At 60.0% G+C, this 18,598-nt stretch carries 17 protein-coding genes; 14 read left to right on the top strand and 3 right to left on the bottom strand.

The features are described 5' to 3' along the window. The first annotated feature begins 3 nt into the window (after positions 1 to 3). The 10 genes from ACGYLY_RS22540 (at position 4) to ACGYLY_RS22495 (ending at position 9,972) form a co-directional block, all read left to right on the top strand. Entirely contained in the window at positions 4 to 903 is a 900-nt protein-coding gene (locus ACGYLY_RS22540; RefSeq protein ID WP_395285027.1) for a carbohydrate ABC transporter permease, read from the top strand. Positions 904 to 927: 24 nt separating this feature from the next. Next, positions 928 to 2,085 (top strand): ABC transporter ATP-binding protein, encoded by a 1,158-nt coding sequence (locus tag ACGYLY_RS22535; protein ID WP_395285400.1) that lies wholly within the window; start codon positions 928 to 930, stop codon positions 2,083 to 2,085. Positions 2,086 to 2,118: 33 nt separating this feature from the next. After that, positions 2,119 to 3,264, top strand: coding sequence for an ABC transporter ATP-binding protein (locus ACGYLY_RS22530; RefSeq protein WP_395285026.1), 1,146 nt, complete (start codon positions 2,119 to 2,121; stop codon positions 3,262 to 3,264). A 16-nt stretch (positions 3,265 to 3,280) separates the two neighbouring features. Beyond that, on the top strand, positions 3,281 to 4,615 hold the full coding sequence (locus ACGYLY_RS22525; RefSeq protein WP_395285025.1) for a glucoamylase: 1,335 nt from the start codon (positions 3,281 to 3,283) through the stop codon (positions 4,613 to 4,615). A gap of 20 nt (positions 4,616 to 4,635) precedes the next feature. Beyond that, the gene (locus ACGYLY_RS22520; protein ID WP_395285024.1) at positions 4,636 to 5,994 is read left to right on the top strand and encodes a glycerate kinase; all 1,359 of its coding nucleotides are present in this window, start codon (positions 4,636 to 4,638) and stop codon (positions 5,992 to 5,994) included. Beyond that, entirely contained in the window at positions 5,991 to 6,800 is an 810-nt protein-coding gene (locus ACGYLY_RS22515; RefSeq protein WP_395285023.1) for a sugar phosphate isomerase/epimerase family protein, read from the top strand. The genes ACGYLY_RS22520 and ACGYLY_RS22515 overlap by 4 nt, the downstream gene beginning before the upstream one ends. Positions 6,801 to 6,815: 15 nt before the next feature. Continuing rightward, positions 6,816 to 7,835 carry an NAD(P)-dependent oxidoreductase gene (locus tag ACGYLY_RS22510; RefSeq protein ID WP_395285022.1) on the top strand — a complete coding sequence of 340 codons (1,020 nt, stop codon included), beginning with the start codon at positions 6,816 to 6,818 and terminating at the stop codon, positions 7,833 to 7,835. Positions 7,836 to 7,911: 76 nt separating this feature from the next. Next, positions 7,912 to 9,090, top strand: a complete 1,179-nt coding sequence (locus tag ACGYLY_RS22505; RefSeq protein WP_395285021.1) for an AGE family epimerase/isomerase — start codon at positions 7,912 to 7,914, stop codon at positions 9,088 to 9,090. 70 nt (positions 9,091 to 9,160) lie between these two features. Next, positions 9,161 to 9,412: a hypothetical protein gene (locus ACGYLY_RS22500; protein WP_395285020.1), complete on the top strand. Its 252-nt coding sequence runs from the start codon at positions 9,161 to 9,163 to the stop codon at positions 9,410 to 9,412. Between the two features lie 59 nt (positions 9,413 to 9,471). Beyond that, positions 9,472 to 9,972 carry a hypothetical protein gene (locus ACGYLY_RS22495; protein ID WP_395285019.1) on the top strand — a complete coding sequence of 167 codons (501 nt, stop codon included), beginning with the start codon at positions 9,472 to 9,474 and terminating at the stop codon, positions 9,970 to 9,972. Positions 9,973 to 9,999: 27 nt separating this feature from the next. Here ACGYLY_RS22495 and ACGYLY_RS22490 read toward each other — a convergent pair whose 3' ends face one another. Then, entirely contained in the window at positions 10,000 to 10,551 is a 552-nt protein-coding gene (locus ACGYLY_RS22490; RefSeq protein ID WP_395285018.1) for a metal-dependent hydrolase, read from the bottom strand. Between the two features lie 103 nt (positions 10,552 to 10,654). On the opposite strand from ACGYLY_RS22490, the gene ACGYLY_RS22485 reads away from it, so the two are divergent. The 4 genes from ACGYLY_RS22485 (at position 10,655) to ACGYLY_RS22470 (ending at position 14,811) form a co-directional block, all read left to right on the top strand. Beyond that, a complete protein-coding gene (locus ACGYLY_RS22485) occupies positions 10,655 to 10,930 on the top strand; it encodes a hypothetical protein (RefSeq protein WP_395285017.1) in 276 nt (91 codons plus the stop codon). 2 nt (positions 10,931 to 10,932) lie between these two features. Next, entirely contained in the window at positions 10,933 to 12,075 is a 1,143-nt protein-coding gene (locus tag ACGYLY_RS22480) for a DUF4350 domain-containing protein (RefSeq protein WP_395285016.1), read from the top strand. A 98-nt stretch (positions 12,076 to 12,173) separates the two neighbouring features. Continuing rightward, positions 12,174 to 13,232 carry an AAA family ATPase gene (locus tag ACGYLY_RS22475; RefSeq protein WP_395285015.1) on the top strand — a complete coding sequence of 353 codons (1,059 nt, stop codon included), beginning with the start codon at positions 12,174 to 12,176 and terminating at the stop codon, positions 13,230 to 13,232. A gap of 451 nt (positions 13,233 to 13,683) precedes the next feature. After that, positions 13,684 to 14,811, top strand: coding sequence for a methyltransferase (locus ACGYLY_RS22470; protein WP_395285014.1), 1,128 nt, complete (start codon positions 13,684 to 13,686; stop codon positions 14,809 to 14,811). A gap of 431 nt (positions 14,812 to 15,242) precedes the next feature. Here the strand turns inward: ACGYLY_RS22470 and ACGYLY_RS22465 are convergent, their stop codons facing one another. Both ACGYLY_RS22465 and ACGYLY_RS22460 read right to left on the bottom strand, forming a co-directional pair. After that, on the bottom strand, positions 15,243 to 15,908 hold the full coding sequence (locus ACGYLY_RS22465) for an ABC transporter ATP-binding protein (protein ID WP_395285013.1): 666 nt from the start codon (positions 15,906 to 15,908) through the stop codon (positions 15,243 to 15,245). 84 nt (positions 15,909 to 15,992) lie between these two features. Further along, positions 15,993 to 18,527: an FtsX-like permease family protein gene (locus ACGYLY_RS22460; RefSeq protein WP_395291285.1), complete on the bottom strand. Its 2,535-nt coding sequence runs from the start codon at positions 18,525 to 18,527 to the stop codon at positions 15,993 to 15,995. Between the last annotated feature and the right edge of the window lie 71 nt (positions 18,528 to 18,598).

Here is an 18,598-nt window from a genome sequence, read left to right as displayed (position 1 = left end):
CACATGATACAAACGATACTCGCTACGGTGTCCGAGGGCTTCGGTAACGCCTTCGGGCGAAGTCGCATCGAAACCAGCCTGTGGGAACGGGTCGTGTTCTACGGGGCGATAGCGCTGACGCTGTTCGTCTCCCTCCTCCCGTTCTACTGGATGGTCGTCACGAGCTTCATGCCGGAGAGCGCGATTTACTCGCTCCCGCCGTCGTTCGTGCCGCAGGACCTGACGCTGAAACACTACCAGAGCGTCTTCAGTCCCGAGACGTTCCCGTTCGTCACTTACTTCAAGAACAGCCTCATCATCTCGGTGATAACCGCGGGGATGTCCGTCGTCGTCGCGACGTTCGGCGCGTACAGTTTCGCCCGCTTGAACTACCCCGGACGGGGGCTGTTCTCGCGCGGCGTCCTGCTCGTGTACATGTTCTCGGGCATTCTCCTCGTCGTTCCGCTGTTCAAAATCATCGTCTGGATGGGGCTCGTGGACAACCTCGGCAGTCTGGTCGTCACGTACCTCGTCCAGACGCTGCCGGTGTCGCTGTACATGCTCGGGAACTACTTCCGGAGCGTCCCGCCGGAGATCGAGGAGGCGGCGATGATGGACGGCTACTCGCGGCTGGAAGTCATCTTCCGCATCACGCTCCCGCTGTCGGCACCCGCCATCGTGGCCGTGTTCATCTACACGTACATGATCGCGTGGAACGAGTACCTCTTCGCCAGCATCTTCCTCCGAACCCAATCGACGTTCACGCTTCCCATTGGTCTGGACGCGCTCTCGTCCGGGTTCCATCAGGTATGGGGACAGATAATGGCCGCATCGCTGCTGACGAGCATCCCGATCATCGTCATGTTCGTGTACCTCGAAAAATACATGGTCGAAGGCCTCACCTTCGGCTCGGTGGAGGGCTAATCCGTGTCCTCCGAAACCACCGAAATCGACGCGGAATCGGCATCCAGTACGGAAACGAACGGTTCGGCGGTCGAGACGAAGCAGGCCGGTATCACGCTCTCGGACATCGAAAAGTCCTACGGGGACGTACTGGCCGTCGAGGGTCTCTCACTCGACATCGAACCGGGCGAATTTCTGGTCCTCCTCGGCCCGTCCGGGTGTGGTAAATCGACCACGCTCCGGATGATAGCCGGACTCGAAACGCCGTCGGACGGGCGCATCGACATCGGCGATGAGGAGGTCACTCGGACGCTCCCGCAGGAGCGCGGCCTCTCGATGGTGTTCCAGAGCTACGCGCTCTACCCGCACAAGACCGTCCGCGGAAACCTCGAATTCCCGCTCGGGAAGATGGACGTCACGGACGAGGAGCGCGACGCGAAGGTCGAACACACGGCCGAACTCCTCGAAATCGAGGACCTCCTCGAAAAGAAACCCGGCCAACTGTCGGGCGGGCAGCGCCAGCGCGTCGCGGTTGGTCGAACCATCATCCGTGAACCGAAGGCGTTCCTGATGGACGAACCGCTGTCGAACTTGGACGCGCAACTGCGGGTTCGAACGCGCTTCGAGATTCGGGAACTCCAGCAGGAACTGGGAACGACCACCGTCTACGTCACCCACGACCAGGAGGAGGCGATGAGCGTCGCCGACCGCATCGCCGTGATGAACGACGGCGAACTGCAACAGGTCGGGACGCCCGAGGAAATCTACAAGACGCCGACGAACGAGTTCGTCGCCGGTTTCATCGGCAACCCGCCGATGAACTTCTTCGACGCCGTCGTCGACGACGGCGTCACGCTCCTGCCGAACGGCGAGGCCGTCTCGCTCGACGCGGGGTTTCCCGACGACACCGAAACGCTCGGCGTTCGCCCAGAGGACGTGCATTTGCTCGAAACCCCTGCCGAGGACGTGGCGAACGTCTCCCGCCCTGACCCGGCGGACCTGACGAACGCAGTGACTTGTTCCGTGCAGGTCATCGAACCGCTCGGCAACGCCTACGAACTCGAACTCGCGCGAGGCGACGACGCGTTCATCGCCCGCGTTCGGGCGCTTCCCGAGGGCGTTTCTCCCGGTGCGAGCGTCGACGTGGCGTTCGACCGGACGGAACTCCACGCGTTCGACGCGACGGGGGAGGCGATTCGATGAACCGAACTGCCGAATACGGCCACGGAGGTAACGATGGCGACGCTTGAACTGAACGACCTCACGAAGATTTACGACGACGCACAGGGCCGCGAAGTCGCGGTCGATTCGCTCGATATCGACATCGACGACGGCGAGTTTCTGGTCCTCGTCGGGCCGTCCGGGTGTGGAAAATCGACCACGCTCAGGATGCTCGCCGGACTCGAAACCGTGACCGACGGGACCATCACCATCGGCGACCGCGAGGTGCAACACCTCGCGCCGAGCGAACGTTCCATCGCGATGGTGTTCCAGAGCTACGCGCTCTACACCAAGATGGACGCGCGCGAGAACATGGCCTACGGGCTGAAACACTCGACCGATCTGAGCAAGGCGGAGCGAAACCGCAAGGTGGACGAAATCGCCGAACTCCTCGACATCACCGAACTGCTTTCCGACAAACCCGACGAGATGAGCGGCGGGCAGAAACAGCGCGTCGCGCTCGGCCGGGCCATCGTCCGCGACCCGGACGTGTTCCTGCTGGACGAACCGCTGTCGAATCTGGACGCGAAACTCCGAGCGCGGATGCGGACGGAACTCCAGCAACTCCAGACCGACCTCGGCGTCACGGCCGTCTACGTCACCCACGACCAGACGGAAGCCATGACGATGGCCGACCGCATCGCCGTGATGAACGACGGCGAACTCCAGCAGGTCGCGCCGCCTGAAGTGGCCTACGACCACCCGGAAAACGAGTTCGTCGCCACGTTCCTCGGCAGTCCCTCGATGAACACCTTCGAGACGACGGTCCACGGGGACGGAATCGAACTCGCGTTCCGCCACGACGGAACGACGCTCGCGGCGGTTCCGTCCGATTCGGTGTCCCTCTCGGACGGGGACACCGCGACGCTTGGACTTCGGCCCGAGGACGTTCGACTGTTCGACGACCCCGCCGAGGGAACGTTCACCGCGACCGTCACCGTCTCCGAATACCAAGGAAATGACAACTTCATCCACCTCTCGGTTGCCAATCGGGACGTGATGGCACGCGTCCCGTCCGACACCTATCCGGACCCGGGCGAGACGCTCGGTGTGACGGTGTCCCCGCGGGACGTGTTCCTCTTCGACTCGGACACCGGCATCGCACGCAAAACGCGGGGGCTTTCCGACGAGCGGAAACATCGACCCTCTATCTCCAGCTGACCATTCCTCCCAATAAATGTCTCATAACATGACGAACGAAACGATTCACGATTCGCCGACGACCGCCCTCGACGACCCGACGTTCCACCTCGACGTCCTCGAAGACCTCGTCTATCCCGCGGAGTGTGCCGGGTCGGTCCCGCTCGCGAGCGACCCGGACGACCGCTATCCCTACGCCTATCCGCGGGACATCGCCTGCATCACGAAGGCGTGGCTTCACGCCGTCGAAGCGGGCGTTCGCCCCGATCGGTGTCGAAAACACGTCTTCGACGTCGCCCGGTTCTTCCTCGTCGCACAGGAGGATGACGGACGGTGGCGGCAGCGATACGCGCTCGACGGTACCGACCGCGGCATCTACAAGCAGGAGGACAACGTCGGACACGGCCTCCAAATCCTCGCCAACGCCGTGTTCGCACTCGACGCGACCGACGCGCTCGAAACGACCGATGCGTCGTTCCGGGAGGGCGTCGTCGAGGCGGCGGACCGCGCCGTCTCGTACGTTCGCGACGACCTGTTCGACCCGAACGCCCACCTCGTCGAGAGCACCACGAGCATCCACGAGGGCCGCATCGAATCCGGCTACACCCTGTGGGTCAACTGCGTGTTCGTGTCCGCCCTCCGCGACATCGAACGGGCGCTCTCGCTCCTCCCCGAGGAATCCAAGGACGTCGAGGACCGCATCGGGGGGTTCCGGTCGCACCTCGAAGGAGGCGTGAAACGCGCGTTCACGAGTCCAGCACAGGTCCCCCGCCGGTACGCGCCGTCCGGCGAACTCGACACACGACCCGACGTGACGCTGTTCGCTCCCTTCTACTTCGGCCTCGGCGACCTCTTCGGGGAGTCGCTTCACGAGGCGGCGGACAGGAGCGCGACGGCGCTCGAAGACCCCGAAATCGGCGGTATCCAGCGATTCATGGGGTTCTATCGTGATTTCGATGTACATCAGCACGGCGGCAACGGGCCGTGGTTGCAGTACACCGCGTGGCACGCCCAGTACCGGTTCGCGAACGGTGAAACCGACCGCGGAAACGACGTCCTCGATACGATCGGACGCCACGCGAACGAGGAAGGCCACATCCCCGAACACCTCACGACGCGACGGCGGTTCGAGGCGTTCATGGAGAACGAGTGGGATACGGGACTCGACTTCGAGAAGGAGTTTGACGAAGACGTCCTGCGCGATGTCTCTTTTGACTTCGTCGCCGAGGAACTGGGTCACATGCAGGAGGCCTACCGCGATCTCGAAGCGCAGACGAAGGACCGCGAGGTGGTTCGGTTCGCCATACCGCTCGCGTGGTGTCACGCCGAGTATCTAACCGCACTGTTAACACGGGGCGCGTACGAACCGTAAGGAAACCCACGTGAAAACCGATGACTCACGACCACACCCACCGACCGTCGCCGAGGACCGTCGCGCTCAACTGCCTGCACGCGGGTATCGACGCCGCACAGCCCCGAGAAGTCGTCCGCCGAACCCTCTCTCGTGACGGGTCGATGCTCACCGTCGCGGACGAGACATTCGACCTCGATGGCTTCTCACGCGTCGTCGTCCTCGGCGGGGGGAACGCCGCCGGAGAAATGGCGGCCAGCCTCGAATCCGTTCTCGGCGAACACCTGACCGAGGGCATCGTCGTGACGGACACACCTGCTAAAACGACGCGAATCGAGGTTCGACCCGGCGACCATCCGTTGCCGACCGAATGCAACCGGGACGCGACGAGGGACATCCTCGATGCTGCCCGCGACGCCGACGAGGAAACTCTCGTCCTCGCGCCGATTTCGGGCGGCGGCAGCGCGCTCCTTTCGGCCCCCGCCGACGGTATCTCGCTCGATTCGTTTCGGACAGTCACGGACGGCCTGCTCCGTTCCGGTGCCGACATCCACGACATCAACACCGTCCGTCGTGCGTTGTCGAACGTGAAGGATGGCGGCCTCGCCCGCGCCACCGCCCCCGCCCGCCTCGTCGGGTTGGTTGTGAGCGACGTCATCGGCGACGATCCGTCGGTGGTCGCCAGCGGGCCGACATATCCGGGCCAGGCGACGCCCGAGGACGCCCTCGCTGTTCTCCGCGATTTCCTCGACCCTGTTCCCGAGGACGTCGAAGCGGCACTCGACGGACGGGAAATGACCGCCGCCGGATCCGACGAAGACGACGCGTTTGCGCGCGTGACGAACCACGTCATCGCCGACAACTGGACCGCGATCGATGCGGCGGCGGACCACGCACGCGAACACGGCTATACGCCGCTCGTCTTGTCGTCCCGCGTCGGCGGTGAGGCGTCGGATGTAGGCCGCACGCACGCCGCAATCGGCGTCGAGTGTCTCGCAACCGGCAATCCGATCGCCCCCCCTGCGATTCTCCTCTCGGGGGGTGAGACGACCGTTACCGTCGACGGCAACGGGGTCGGTGGACCGAATCAGGAGTTCGCGCTCGCCGCGACGCGGGAGATCGACCGCCCCGGAATCGTCGTCGCGAGCATCGACACCGACGGTTTAGACGGAAGCACGGACGCCGCTGGCGCAATCGTGGACTACGAGACGGTCCAACGAGAGGAGCAAGCGGCCGCACGCACAGCGTTGCGAAACCACGATGTGTATCCCTTCCTCGACGACCGAAATGCGCTCATCGAGACCGGCGAAACGGGCACCAACGTCAACGATTTGCGCGCTATCGTCGTCGGACAGGCGAATGGGGATAACCCAGCGACGGATGAATCTGAACGTACATGACCCACAAATACGGACTCAATCAAGCCGGATTTCCGACGTCGGATATCGAAACTACGTGTGAAATCCTCGGTGACGCCGGATATGACGGCGTCGAACCGAACTATCAAGCCGACGGCCTACTGACGACACCGAACGGACGCGAGCGGGTTCGGCAAGCCGCCGTCGAACACGGACTCGACGTTCCCGCCGTTTCGACTACGCTCCACTGGGAGTATCCGTTGTCGAGTGCCGACGAGGAGAAACGACGGCAAGGTATCGACGTCGCACGGGAGATGGTAGACGCGGCGGCGGTGCTCGACGCCGATGAGATACTCATTGTTCCGGCGCTTATCGCTCCTGGTGCGGACTACGACGCCGACTATGACCGCGCAGTCGAATCGGTGCGAGAAATCGCGGGCTACGCGGCGGACGCCGACATTGGTGTCGGTATCGAGAACGTCCAGAACGACTTCCTGTATTCACCGCGCGAGTTTGACGAATTTCTCGACGCCGTCGAGTCGGCAGGGAGGGTTTCCGCCTACTTCGACGTAGGAAACGGCTTCCGTTGGGGTCTTCCCGACCGTTGGATTCGAGAACTCGGCGACCGGATTTCGAAGGTCCACGTCAAGGATTGGCTGACGGACGCTCACCGACCGACGTACCTGCTTCAGGGGGACATCGACTGGGACAGTGTCGTCGCGGCGCTTTCCGACGTCGGCTATGACGGGTGGATTTCCGCCGAAATCCCGGCGTACAACACCGAACCGCACCGGATGCCGCCCGACGTGCTCGACACGATGCAGTACCTGTTCGAATCGACTAGTTGATATCTGGAATTTCCCATGAAACACACAATTGTCGTAGACCCACTGTTCGAAGACGTGTGGCCGCTCGCCGCGGACCACCTGCACCACCTCTGGACCGAGGACGGAACATCTGTCGAATTCGTTCGACTGCCCGATACGAGGGAGACGAACCTGAGCGAGGCCGTTTCTTCGCCCGAATCAGTCGAGCGACTCGTCTCGCTCGGGGTCCGCGCTTCCGTCGCCGACCTCCGAGAATTCACGAACTTGAAAGCGGCGTTCGTGATGACCGACTCCATGTACGGCGTGGACGAGGAGATAGCTGATTCCCTCCGCGACCGCGGCGTGACGGTCCACGACCACACGAACGAAGGATTCTGGAGCGAGTCCGTGTCCGAGTTCGGTATCGGACTGACCATTGACGCGCTTCGCCGGATTCCACAGAAACACGCCGCGATGACCGAGACACAAGACCCGTGGGACCTCGACCAACTGGACAACGAGGTGCCCGGCGCACGCGGCCACCAGTTCGCAGACGACCCGAACTTCGTGAGCGGAACCGTCGCACGGAAGCGTGTTCGTGTCGCCGGAATTGGCAACATCGGTAGTCGCTACGCCGCGACGGTGAACCATCTCGGTGCCGACGTGGCGGCCTACGACCCGTTCGCCGACGAACCGTGTTTCCACAGCACGGGATCGCGGCGGGTGTACAGCATGGAGGAACTCGTGAGCGACGCCGACGTTTTCGCCCCGACGATTCCACTGACTCCCGCGACAGAAGGCGTCGTGACGGCCGACCACATCGATGCGCTCCCAGAGGGGTCGATACTCGTTCTCGTCACGCGGGCCGGAATCTGTGACATGGACGCCGTTCGGGAACGGGTACTCGCCGACGAAATCGTCCTCGCCGCGGACGTGTGGGACGAGGAACCGCTTCCCCTCGACGACCCCCTCCTCGGGCGTCACAACGTCGTCCACACCCCGCACATCGCGGGCCGGACGCGGGACGCGAACGAGCGGTGGGCCGAACACCTCGCCGCACACTTCCGTTCACAGTGACCATCTCTCATCTCATGTGGTACCGACATCCGAACGAAGCCGAATCCTTTCAGTCCTTCCGACGAAATCACGACCCATGACCACGCTAAACTATCGCGACCCTCGATTGCTTCGACGCGAGATACTCCGCGTCCTGAACTTTTATTACCCCGACTGCATCGATACCCGCTATGGCGGGTACGTCGCCCAGTTAGACGAACGCGACGGCTTCGTCTACGACGGCCGGACGAAACACCTTGTCGCCACCGCGCGGGCCGTTCACAATTTCAGTGTCGGCGCGCTCATCGATGGCCCCGTCTGGTGTCGAACGGCCGCCGAACACGGCCTGTCGTTTATCTCGAACCACCAGTGGGACGCCGAGAACGGCGGCTACGATTGGATACTCGACGGTCGGGACACCGCAAACGACACGCGATATTGTTATGGCCACGCCTTCGTCGTCCTAGCTAGTGCACGGGCACTGGAAGCGGGGATTTCGGGTGCAGAAGCGGAACTCGAACGCGCCGTCCAAACTCTCGACTGGCACTTCCGGGAACCGGACCACGGTCTGTTTGCCGACCGTGCTGACGGGGAGTGGGAAACGGTCGCCCCGTACCGCGGGCTGAATGCGAACATGCACACCTGCGAGGCGATGCTCGTCGCACACGACGTGACCGGAGACGACCGCTACCTCGACCGAGCGTACGGTATCGCCGAACGCATCGTCCGCGACCTCGCGGCGGAGACGGACGGGCGACTCTGGGAGCATTATGATGCCGACTGGACCCATGACATGGGGTACAACGAAGACCAACCGAATCACCAGTTCCGTCCATGGGGCTACCAACCGGGCCACCATCTGGAGTGGTCGAAACTCCTCTCACTCCTCGCCGAGTACCGCGACGACTCGTGGCTCGAACCCGCCGCACGCGACCTGTTCGACTGGGCGGTCGAAACAGGATGGGACGAAGAATACGGAGGGTTTTATTACACTGTGGACGAGGACGGCGCACCAGTCGTCGCGGACAAATACGGTTGGGCGATAACTGAGGGCATCGGTGCGGCGGCGCTCCTCGGCCGGGACGACGAGGCATATCAGGACTGGTACGACCGACTATGGGAGTATGGGGAATCGAACTTTATCAACCCGCGACATGGGAATTGGTTCGAACGACTATCCCCGACCAACGACCGTGACAGCCCGAACCGCGGGACGGCGGTGGAACCAGGCTATCATCCTATCAGTAACGCATACGTTGCGATGGATGCGTTTTGAATTAGTTTAACGATGCTTTTCCTGTCAGCTCTCGAGTGAGTTTATGACTATCGGTGACTAATAGGTGTGTATGCGTTCCATTCGCCTTACACGCGCATTGAGTCGTGCCCGTCACGCAGCCATCGGTGCCGCCATCGGCGGTGCAATCGGCGGATTCATCAGCCGAAACGCGGCGAGTACCGGCGGTGCAATCGGTGCGTTCGTCGGTGCGATGGTCGGGGAGACTCGAGTGTCCGCCCGCTCACGAATCGATCAAGTGAGAGAACAGAGTCAGAAAGTGAAAGAACAAGGGCAGAAAGGCGTCGACCGGGTCCAACAGTAACCCTCGTCGGTTGGCGGCCGGTCCCAAACGATTTCTATCGAACGTCCCAATCGTCGGGTATGGACGACGAGGATTCCCTCTCCACCGACGAGTTTGCGGAGTACTGTGAGACGCAGGCGGGCCTCCTCTCCGGACACGTCGAGACCATGGCGTCGGAGGCCGACGAGCTATTGGAAGAAGTGGACGAGAGAATCGCGGCGGTCCGGTCCCGTCTCGAAGGAGACGATTCGGAGACGGACGATGTGGACGACCCGAAAATGGTGGATGGAACTGCCTCGGAAACAGTCGAGGCTGACGCCGCGGCGGTGGGTGAATTGGAGGAGGATATCGCAGAGACCCAGGCGGTCATCGAAGCGAAACGGGCACGGATGGTTGCATTTCGGGAGCTAACGGATGCATATCTTTCCCTTGCCGAAGAACTCCGTTCGGACGTTGACGACGGGCGGGAGGCAATGGAGCGAGTCGTTCGGTTCGAGGCTGACCACGATGCACCGACTTACTTCGACGACCGCAAGACGGTGTATGAGTCCGCTACATCGGAGGATTCGGACGGAGACTGACTGCCTCTGTTCTGCGTCCGTCCTTTATCATTCCCCAGCAGTATCCTGATTCCTCGTCGGCCACAAATGACGAATCTCGTCCAATCCCGGTGCACCGTCTTTGAGCCAGACGACGAACGCAAGTCCAGCTAGGGCAAATTGGAGGAGGACAAATGGTGCCAGTTCAAAGTTGGCGAAATGTGCGAGGAAACTCATAGATGTTTCATACTCCGGTGACGGAAGAACGGGCCACACGAGGAAAGTCATCCCCTCCAACTCCCAGTTCACGATTGGGGCGTCCATGGCGAGATGGCTCAGGTAGCCGATTGCGAACGCCCCTAACGGGAGCCGTTTGTCATATCGCCGCGAGCCGGCCCAGAGTAGTGTGAGTAGGAGTGTGGCGGTAAACACCGAATGAGTCAGTGAGCGCCCCGAAGGAAGTACACCGAACGTCCATGCGAGTGGTTTGTCTATCAGGTCCGGAAACTGTGTACCAAAAGCGACAGCCACGGCACCGAGAGCTGACACTGGTCGTTTCTTATATCGACACCATAGCGAATAGCAGAGATAGCCGACAGCGAGGTGTCCCCATGGCCACATAGGTATCTGTTACTCAAACACGGTGGTAGGTATTTCGGCTTTGAGAAGATCGGATGGCGAAGACCGATACTTTGGTAAGTCCGGTGCCTGTAGTTAATTGTAGATGTCGACTCAACGCCGTCAACGATTTATTCATGCACAACTTGCGTGGATGCTTGTTTCCCTCATCGTATTGGCGGTGCTTGGTTCCCTTTCACTCGAATTGTTCTTCGTGCTTTGTCTCATCGGTCTGCTCGTCATCATTGAACTCACTGCACCGTTCAACGTAACACCGCGGTGGCGAAGACGGCTCAAGTGGTTCATTGCACTTGGATTGCTTGTCTTCGGTGTCATTGTCGTTCGCAGAATCCTATCGATTCTTCCACCGGGGGTATTTTAACCGTGAAACGCCCCACCGAGTACCCCGTGCCAACGCTCGTATTAAGTGTACTCATCGTCCTCGTTGTGGGAGGGCTCATCGTCGCTTCTTCGACGTCAGCTGCTTCCTTCGGTGCGTACAATGGCGCCTGGGATGGGACAAGTGAGCTTCGTGATGTTGCAACTGGCGCCGGTGCAGAGCCACAAATCGGACACGACACCGCTGCTTACTCGCATGTCACGCCCAACGATACAGTCGCATTTGTCCTCTCACCGGAAGGGAACTACTCGGAGACCGATCGGAATCGCATTCGCCAGTTTGTCCAACAAGGAGGAACGCTTCTGGTCGCAGGCGATTATGGCCCGGGAACAAACCGGTTGCTTTCGGCACTCGGTACTGATGCACGACTCGATGGTCGCCCGATTCGTGACGAAAGACGACAGTATCGATCGCCGGCCCTGCCCGTCGCCGGAAACGTTTCGAACCATTCACTCGTCACAAACGTGTCGGCGCTCACCCTCAATCACGGAACGGCAGTCCAACCGAACAATGCAACCGTCCTCGTCCGCACGTCCGGGTTCGCTTATTTCGATGTGAATCGCAACCATAAACTGGATGACAACGAGACGATTTCGTCGAGACCCGTCGCTACCGTCGAACAATTCGGCGACGGTCGGGTAATCGTCGTCGGGGACTCCAGTGCAATGATCAACACGATGCTCGAACGCCCGGGTAATCGTGCGTTCGTCCGAAATGTCATTGGCGATAATCAGACTGTTCTGCTCGATTATTCACATACGTCGCGACTACCGCCGCTTGCACTTGCCGTTCTGATGATTCGAGAATCATCGCTATTGCAATTCTTCGTCGGTGGTGGCTGTCTTATGCTTGTGTTTGTCTGGGCACAGCGACCGGAGTCCGTCCGTCGTCTTCTGTTCTCGGTTCAGTCTCGCCTTTATCGTCGATCGAGAGGCAGGCAAGACAACGTAGCGAGTGGAATGACGGAGTTGTCAAAGGCGCAATCGATGAGTCAGTCCGATTCGCTTTCCCCAGAGATGTCTGAATCGACGATGGTCGCTTACGTTCGTGAACGCCATCCGGACTGGGAAGCAGATCGCATCCGCCGCGTCGTCGCGGCCCACCGCGATGAGCGCCGGAGTAACTGAGGAATCTTCGCATTTTTTGGATGAATCATTGTCAAGACATCCATTTCGATCAACGAACCCGTTGATTTATCTGCTCTGCTTCGAAAGATTGTACAACGATGGACCCCGAGGCTGTCTATGCTGCCCTGTCCGAGGAGATGAACGATGTCCTTATCGGCAACGATGGCGTGGTGGAGGGAATCACTGTCTCACTTCTCACTCGCGGACACATCCTTCTCGAAGGTGTCCCGGGAGTGGCGAAAACGACGATTGCGAACGCGTTTGCACACGCGACGGGATTGGATTTCGCGCGCGTTCAAATGACCCCCGACCTACTACCGGCCGACATCACGGGAACCCATGTCTACCGGGAAGGGACCGGTGAGTTCCAACTCCAGCGCGGACCGATATTCACAAACTTGCTCGTCGCCGACGAGATCAACCGCGCGACGCCGAAGACGCAAAGTGCTCTCCTTGAAGGAATGCAAGAACGAACTGTGACGATTGAGGGCGACACCCTTCTGTTGCCATCTCCGTTCATGGTCATTGCTACACAGAACCCCATTGAGATGGATGGAACGTACGAACTTCCCGAGGCTCAACGCGACCGATTCCAATGCAAACTCGTGGTCGAACTCCCGTCTGACGAGAACGAACTGCGACTCATCGACCGATTCAACGAGACGCCCGACCTCGACGCTGAAGATCTCTCACAGGTTGTCTCCCTTGAGGACATTCTCAACGCACGCGAGGCGGTGCAATCTATTCACGTTGCCGAGTCGGTTAGATCCTATATTCAGTCGCTCGTGAGTACTTCCCGCGAACACTCGGACCTCGCTCATGGTGGGTCACCTCGTGCGACGCTCGCGCTACTCCATACCGCGAAAGCGCGAGCGGCGATTCATGGCCGTGACTATGTGATTCCCGATGATGTGAAGGCGCTGGCGGTGCCCGTGATGCGTCACCGTCTCGTGTTGAGTACGGAAGCCGAACTGAGCGACCGTTCGACTGTTGAAATTATAAACGACCTCTTGGACACGGTGACTCCACCGAACGGTGCAAACGACGAGGACGTTGATGACGTGGCCGCCACTTCCGACTCAGAGTACTCGAACGTCGAGTCGACTGATTCCGACTCCGCCGATGTCGTGCCCCCAGAACAGCCGAACGACGACTGAACACGTTCGATTGCTGTCGTCTCTAGTTGGCCTTTTAACGAGCAGAAAATTTTTAGGTACCCCTCTCCGAACTGTCTGCCACATTGAACAAGTGCTCCGGGTCGAGCACGGCGCTCGCGTAACGGACGCGATGTAACCGGTTCGGCCGGCCTGCCAACTGTGGACTGCCAGACGTCACGACTGCCGACGCTATCGGTCGTGATTCCCGTCGGGCAGTCGCGCTAATTGGTGCTTGGTTTGCGTGCTACGCGTAGCCGTGCGTGAACCACCATTCTCTGGTTTCACTTGCAGGAGCGTAGCGCGTGGGCTGTCTCGCTATTCGACTACGACTTGCCGACTCCACGCCAATGACCGAGCCATCTCCGACACGACCGGAGCACGACCAGCAGTATCGCACACAAGACAGCACAGGAACCGCTCGTATTTCGCTTCCTCGAACGGGAGGTGTCAGATGACCCGTCCCGCCTATGAGCTTTCCCTCGAATCGAAAGTGACCGACCCGCCTCGAACCTATCACTTCCATACGGCGGACGGCGTATGCTCGAAGGACTCGTTTCGAACGGCCGAACTTGGACTACTGGAACACGTATGGAATTCCGAACTCGGGACCGTCCTCTGTCCGGAGGCGAACTACGGGGTCGTCGGCACCGTCCTCTCCGATACGGCCGATTCGCTTCTGATGACGGCATCGAGCGCCCGAGCGGCCCGGCTTTGTGAACGGAACTCACGGGAGAACCGCGCCGACGCGTCGGTTGCGTGTCTCGCTGACCTCTCGACAGTGGACCGTCAATTCGACACCGTGGCGTACGCCCCAAAATCCTATACCGCGCTACAAATCGGGAAACAACGGGTCGCCGACGCGCTTTCGCGCCTCCGTCCTAGCGGGCGGTGCTACATCGCGGCATCCAAGCGAACCGGACTCTCGCGGTACGAGGACTGCCTCGGCGAACTCACCTCCACCGTCGAACGGGTGGGTAAGTTCGGCAAATACCGGATTCTCAGGGCGATTCGTCCCCTGACGTACACCGCACCGTCCTACGTCACCCCACGGAAAATCTGCCCGCAAATCGACGACGTCGAACTCTCGCTCGTTACGGTTCCGGGACTTTTCTCGCCCTCGTCGTTGGATGACGGCACGCGATTGCTCATCGAAGCCGCCAACGTCGAGGACGGCGAACGCGTGCTGGACCTCTGTTGTGGGTATGGAGCCGTCGGCGTTCACGCTGGACGAGTCGCGGACTGTGGCCTCTGGCTTACCGATGTCGACACGGTTGCGACGAACTGTGCCGAGCGTAGCCTACGCGAGTCGAACGTCGATGCCACCGTCGTCACCGCGGACGGAATCGAGGGCGTTGCAAATGTGACGTTCGACCGCATCCTCTGTAATCCGCCGACGCATGCGGGAGATGGCGTTCTCGCGGACCTGTTCGATGGCGCGTACACTGTCCTCGATTCAGATGGGCAGCTCAGTATCGTTCATCATCGCGAACTCGACCTCCGAGACCACCTCTCCCGGTTCGACTCGGTCGAGCAGTGTCGAACCGGTGACGAACATGTCGTTCTGAATGCGATACCATAGCTTGAAACAGTGGGCAGCGATCGGTCGAAAGAAAATACAGCGAGAGTTCCACGGGTCAGGTGACTCGTGGATGAATCGCGTACGCAATCGCCACATCCGGATGAATTAGAGCGTCTTTGCACAGTATTCCAACTGGAAGCCACCGTTAACAACCTCTCAAAATCCGACTGCAACAAACTCGGTGAGACTGGTAGTGTCGGGCGGTGAGTGAAGCCGCCGACCTTCACGGTTCGGTGAGGTCGCTGTCGGACGGAAGTGCCGATACGACCGAACACACCGAATCGGGTGTTGTCGCTTCCACGCGACCGAAAGGGAGCGCGAAGGGAATTAAATTTGCCTGCGGGAGTCGGTTCAATTTTGGACTGTCTCCCAAGATGGTGAAGCCGCGGGTCACCCGACCCGTGGTACTTCACACCCTGTTCAATCGTCACTTAGGCTACGTCAGCGTGTATCGTTCCGTCTTCAAGTCGAACCACGGTATCGAACCGTGGCGTTAACTGCATATCGTGACTGATGACAACAAGCGCGGTATCCGCCGTTTCCTGCAGTCTGAACAGTAGATCGAGTACCTGTTCGGTCGTATCGGGATCGAGTTGGCCAGTTGGCTCGTCCGCCAGCACGATCGCGGGGCGGTTTGCTAGCGCGCGGGCGATGGCGACGCGCTGTTTCTCCCCGCCCGAAAGCGTTGCCGGGTACTGATCCGCGCGGTCGGTTATCTCCAAACGTTCGAACAGCGTTTCGAGCCACTCCTCATCTCGATCGCCCGTGTGGTCCTGTGGGAGGGCGGCATTCTCCCACGCGGTCAAATCTCCGATGAGTTGAAAATCCTGAAAAATGAACCCCAGCGTCTCTCGACGCAGCTTGGCACGTTTTCTCTCGGAGAGTGAAGCGGTATCCTCCCCCCGAATCGTGACCGTTCCACTGGTTGGCGTGTCAAGCAGACCGAGTACGTTGAACAGCGTCGTCTTTCCTGCGCCGCTCGGTCCCTGAACGAGAAGTTGTGCGTCTGTGGGTATTGAAAGCGAGGCGTCTTCGATAACGTCCTCTCCCCCCCGGACGACGCGGACGGCGTTCGCTTCCAGTACGGTTTCGGTCATTGCTCTTGATCCTTGGTACAATTGGTTAAGTCTAGTCTCTTCCGGTTTGGTGACTGCTCCCCAATGCTGGTTTGATCGCGCATCCTAATCGGCATATGATTCTGTCTCGTGATCGGCGTGTAGATCCGCCCCACTATCGGTGACTGTACTGTCCGATGTCGTTCCCCGTTGGACTGCTGTCGGCTGAGCGAGGAGATAAGGAAGCGCCGCGACAAAGACGCTCAGGCCCATCAAAACGAGCGCGCTCCCCACCGCAAGGAGCAGTATCGAGAGTGGAATCTGTGTCGAAAGCCGGATTCCAAATACGGTGAACAACCCGGTGACGGCGAGGAGGCGTATCGTCGCCAACGCAGCAGCCAGCGCGACGATGATGGCTGGAATCGAAAGCCGGCAGGCGTCGGCGAGGAGGAGTCGAATCAGTTGCGCTCGCGTCGCACCGGTGGCCCGATACACACCGACAGCGCGGCGTCGCGCGTGGACTGCCTGGGCAAACGTCGCCGTCGTTCCGCCGACCGCCGTCAGTCCGGCGAGAACCACCATCACCAACAGGAGGAGATTAAAGTTGCCGAACACGCCACGAACTGCCTGCCCAAGTCCGCTTCCACTGGCGTAGTGAGTATTCCGGGCAATTGTGGAGAACGCCTGGTCATCTCCGTGGACGGTAAACGAGTCTGTCGCTATCGTCTCCCCCCGAGACAACAACCGTACCGAATATTCACCCGAAACAAGTCGATCGGATCCGGATTTTGTGGTTCCACCTAGTTCCGTCGTTGTAACTGCCGATTCGTACGGTCCAAGGGAGACCCTTTTTTCTCTCGTTCCCGTCGGTGTAACGAGTGAAAGCGTTCGAGTAGTCGAGGTTTGCCATGGGTTGAATACGACGAGCTTCATGGTCGGCTGGGAGGAGGCACTTACGTTGTCTGGTGAAACGCGGACAGCCCCGATGAGTGATCGCGTTGCACCTGACGTGACGTGCATTGTCGACGTGTTTGTTCGATTCCCCTTCCGGACGGTCAGGTCGTAGGTTCCCTCCTCGCTCGGGAGGTGAATGACCGCGATACCTCCTTCGTTCGTACGAGATGTCTGATTTCCTATATGAACCGTCGCTCCTGAGACATTCCCACCATTGATTGTACGAACGGGTACTACCATCGTTTCGCCTGGTGGTACTTGTGAGGGCAATTTTGGGACCCGTAGCGGTGCGTGACGATACACGCCAATTGACTGTGTATACGACCCGACACGGAGCGTCTCATTCCCAAGCGACGACGCAGGTATCTTTATCGTTACCGTCCGACGTTCGCCACCCGAAAGCGTAACCATACGGGATTCCGAGACGGGTCCAATTCTCGCTGTCACTCGCCGTGTCCGTTCTTCAGACCGAAGGTTTCGGACTGAAATTCGGATCGCTAATTGTTTTCCGTGGATCACGGCATTCGGGGCCGAGACGCTCGTGACAATGACATCCTCTGTATTCGACTCCGATCGTGAGAGGCGCTTTGCGCCCCCCGAGGTGCGGATGAAATGAACGGTTCCCGGTTCCGTAGAGAGATCGTGGGCGGTTGGAAGCGGAACGATGAGTTGGTCGTCCTCGATCCCCTCGGCAGTATACATTCCGGTAATCCTAACGCGGGTAATAGCAGGCGAGGAGGCACCGCCGAGTGTGAGATTGTCGCCGACATCAACGTTCAGTGTCTGCGCGAGGTCGCGGCCAATAACGGCATCGTATTTGGTCTGTGGCGTATGTCCCTTTACGAGCGTCGTGTTCGACACCGCGGAGAACGAACTCCAGTTTGCTCCTCTGGTAAGATACGGCTGCCCATCCTGGAGCTGAACGATGATGATTTCCGGACTGGCTTCCATACCCTGCTGGCGGAGTAGGTCTGCGTATCCGGCATCGATTCTACTCGCCATCGGATACGGTGCGCCTGGTTCGGTTATCGTTCCGCCTGACGTTGTCGCGAGTGGGGCCAGAACGCCAGCCAGCGATCCGACGAGGAGAACGATGAGAACGAAAATGGTCAATACTGACGCCGCCGGAATAGCGGCTCGCCACCTAAGGACGGTTGGCTCAACGATCGAAGGCAGTCGTCCTACGACCTTTGACCAGTGTGTTTCGGTCGTTTTTCGATTCTGTCTATACGTCTGTTGAAGGTGAGACGGCGGTGTGCTCGTTGCAGGTCGAACGGCCAGTGCGCCTGCACTGATTCCCGCACAAAGCAGGCAGGCGAATCCAGGGAGAAGGACACGAAGAACAGCTGGCGTGACTGAAGGCGATATGGTAATGCGTAGTCCAGCAGCGATTGCGCCCTTAACTACAGCTTTCGTAAGGATGACTCCGATTATGTAGCCGAGTATGATACCAACCCCCGTGAGCAGACCGGATCGCGCGCTGAAGAGGACGAGGAGGCTCCGCGGCGTTCCGCCGGTGGCGCGGATAACTTCGATGGCATCTAACCGGTCACGGACGCTCATCCGGGTAACGTTGTACACGACGACGAGGACGAGAATGCCACCACCGATGGTTGCCAGTCCTAATAGGTTCACCACGCCCCCCATTCCTGCGATGAAGTAGTTGTATAGACTAGGTGTGACGACGCCGCGATCCATCGCTTGCATGCCGTTTCCGCCGTTACTTGGAGAGGTATCGACGACGTACGCGCGAGTCGTTCCCAGCGACTGAACCGTCG

It is taken from the genome of Haladaptatus sp. CMAA 1909 (assembly GCF_043952005.1).
GTDB lineage: Archaea > Halobacteriota > Halobacteria > Halobacteriales > Haladaptataceae > Haladaptatus.
Note: the sequence above shows the minus strand (reverse complement) of the source record. Positions and strands in the feature narration are given on the sequence as shown.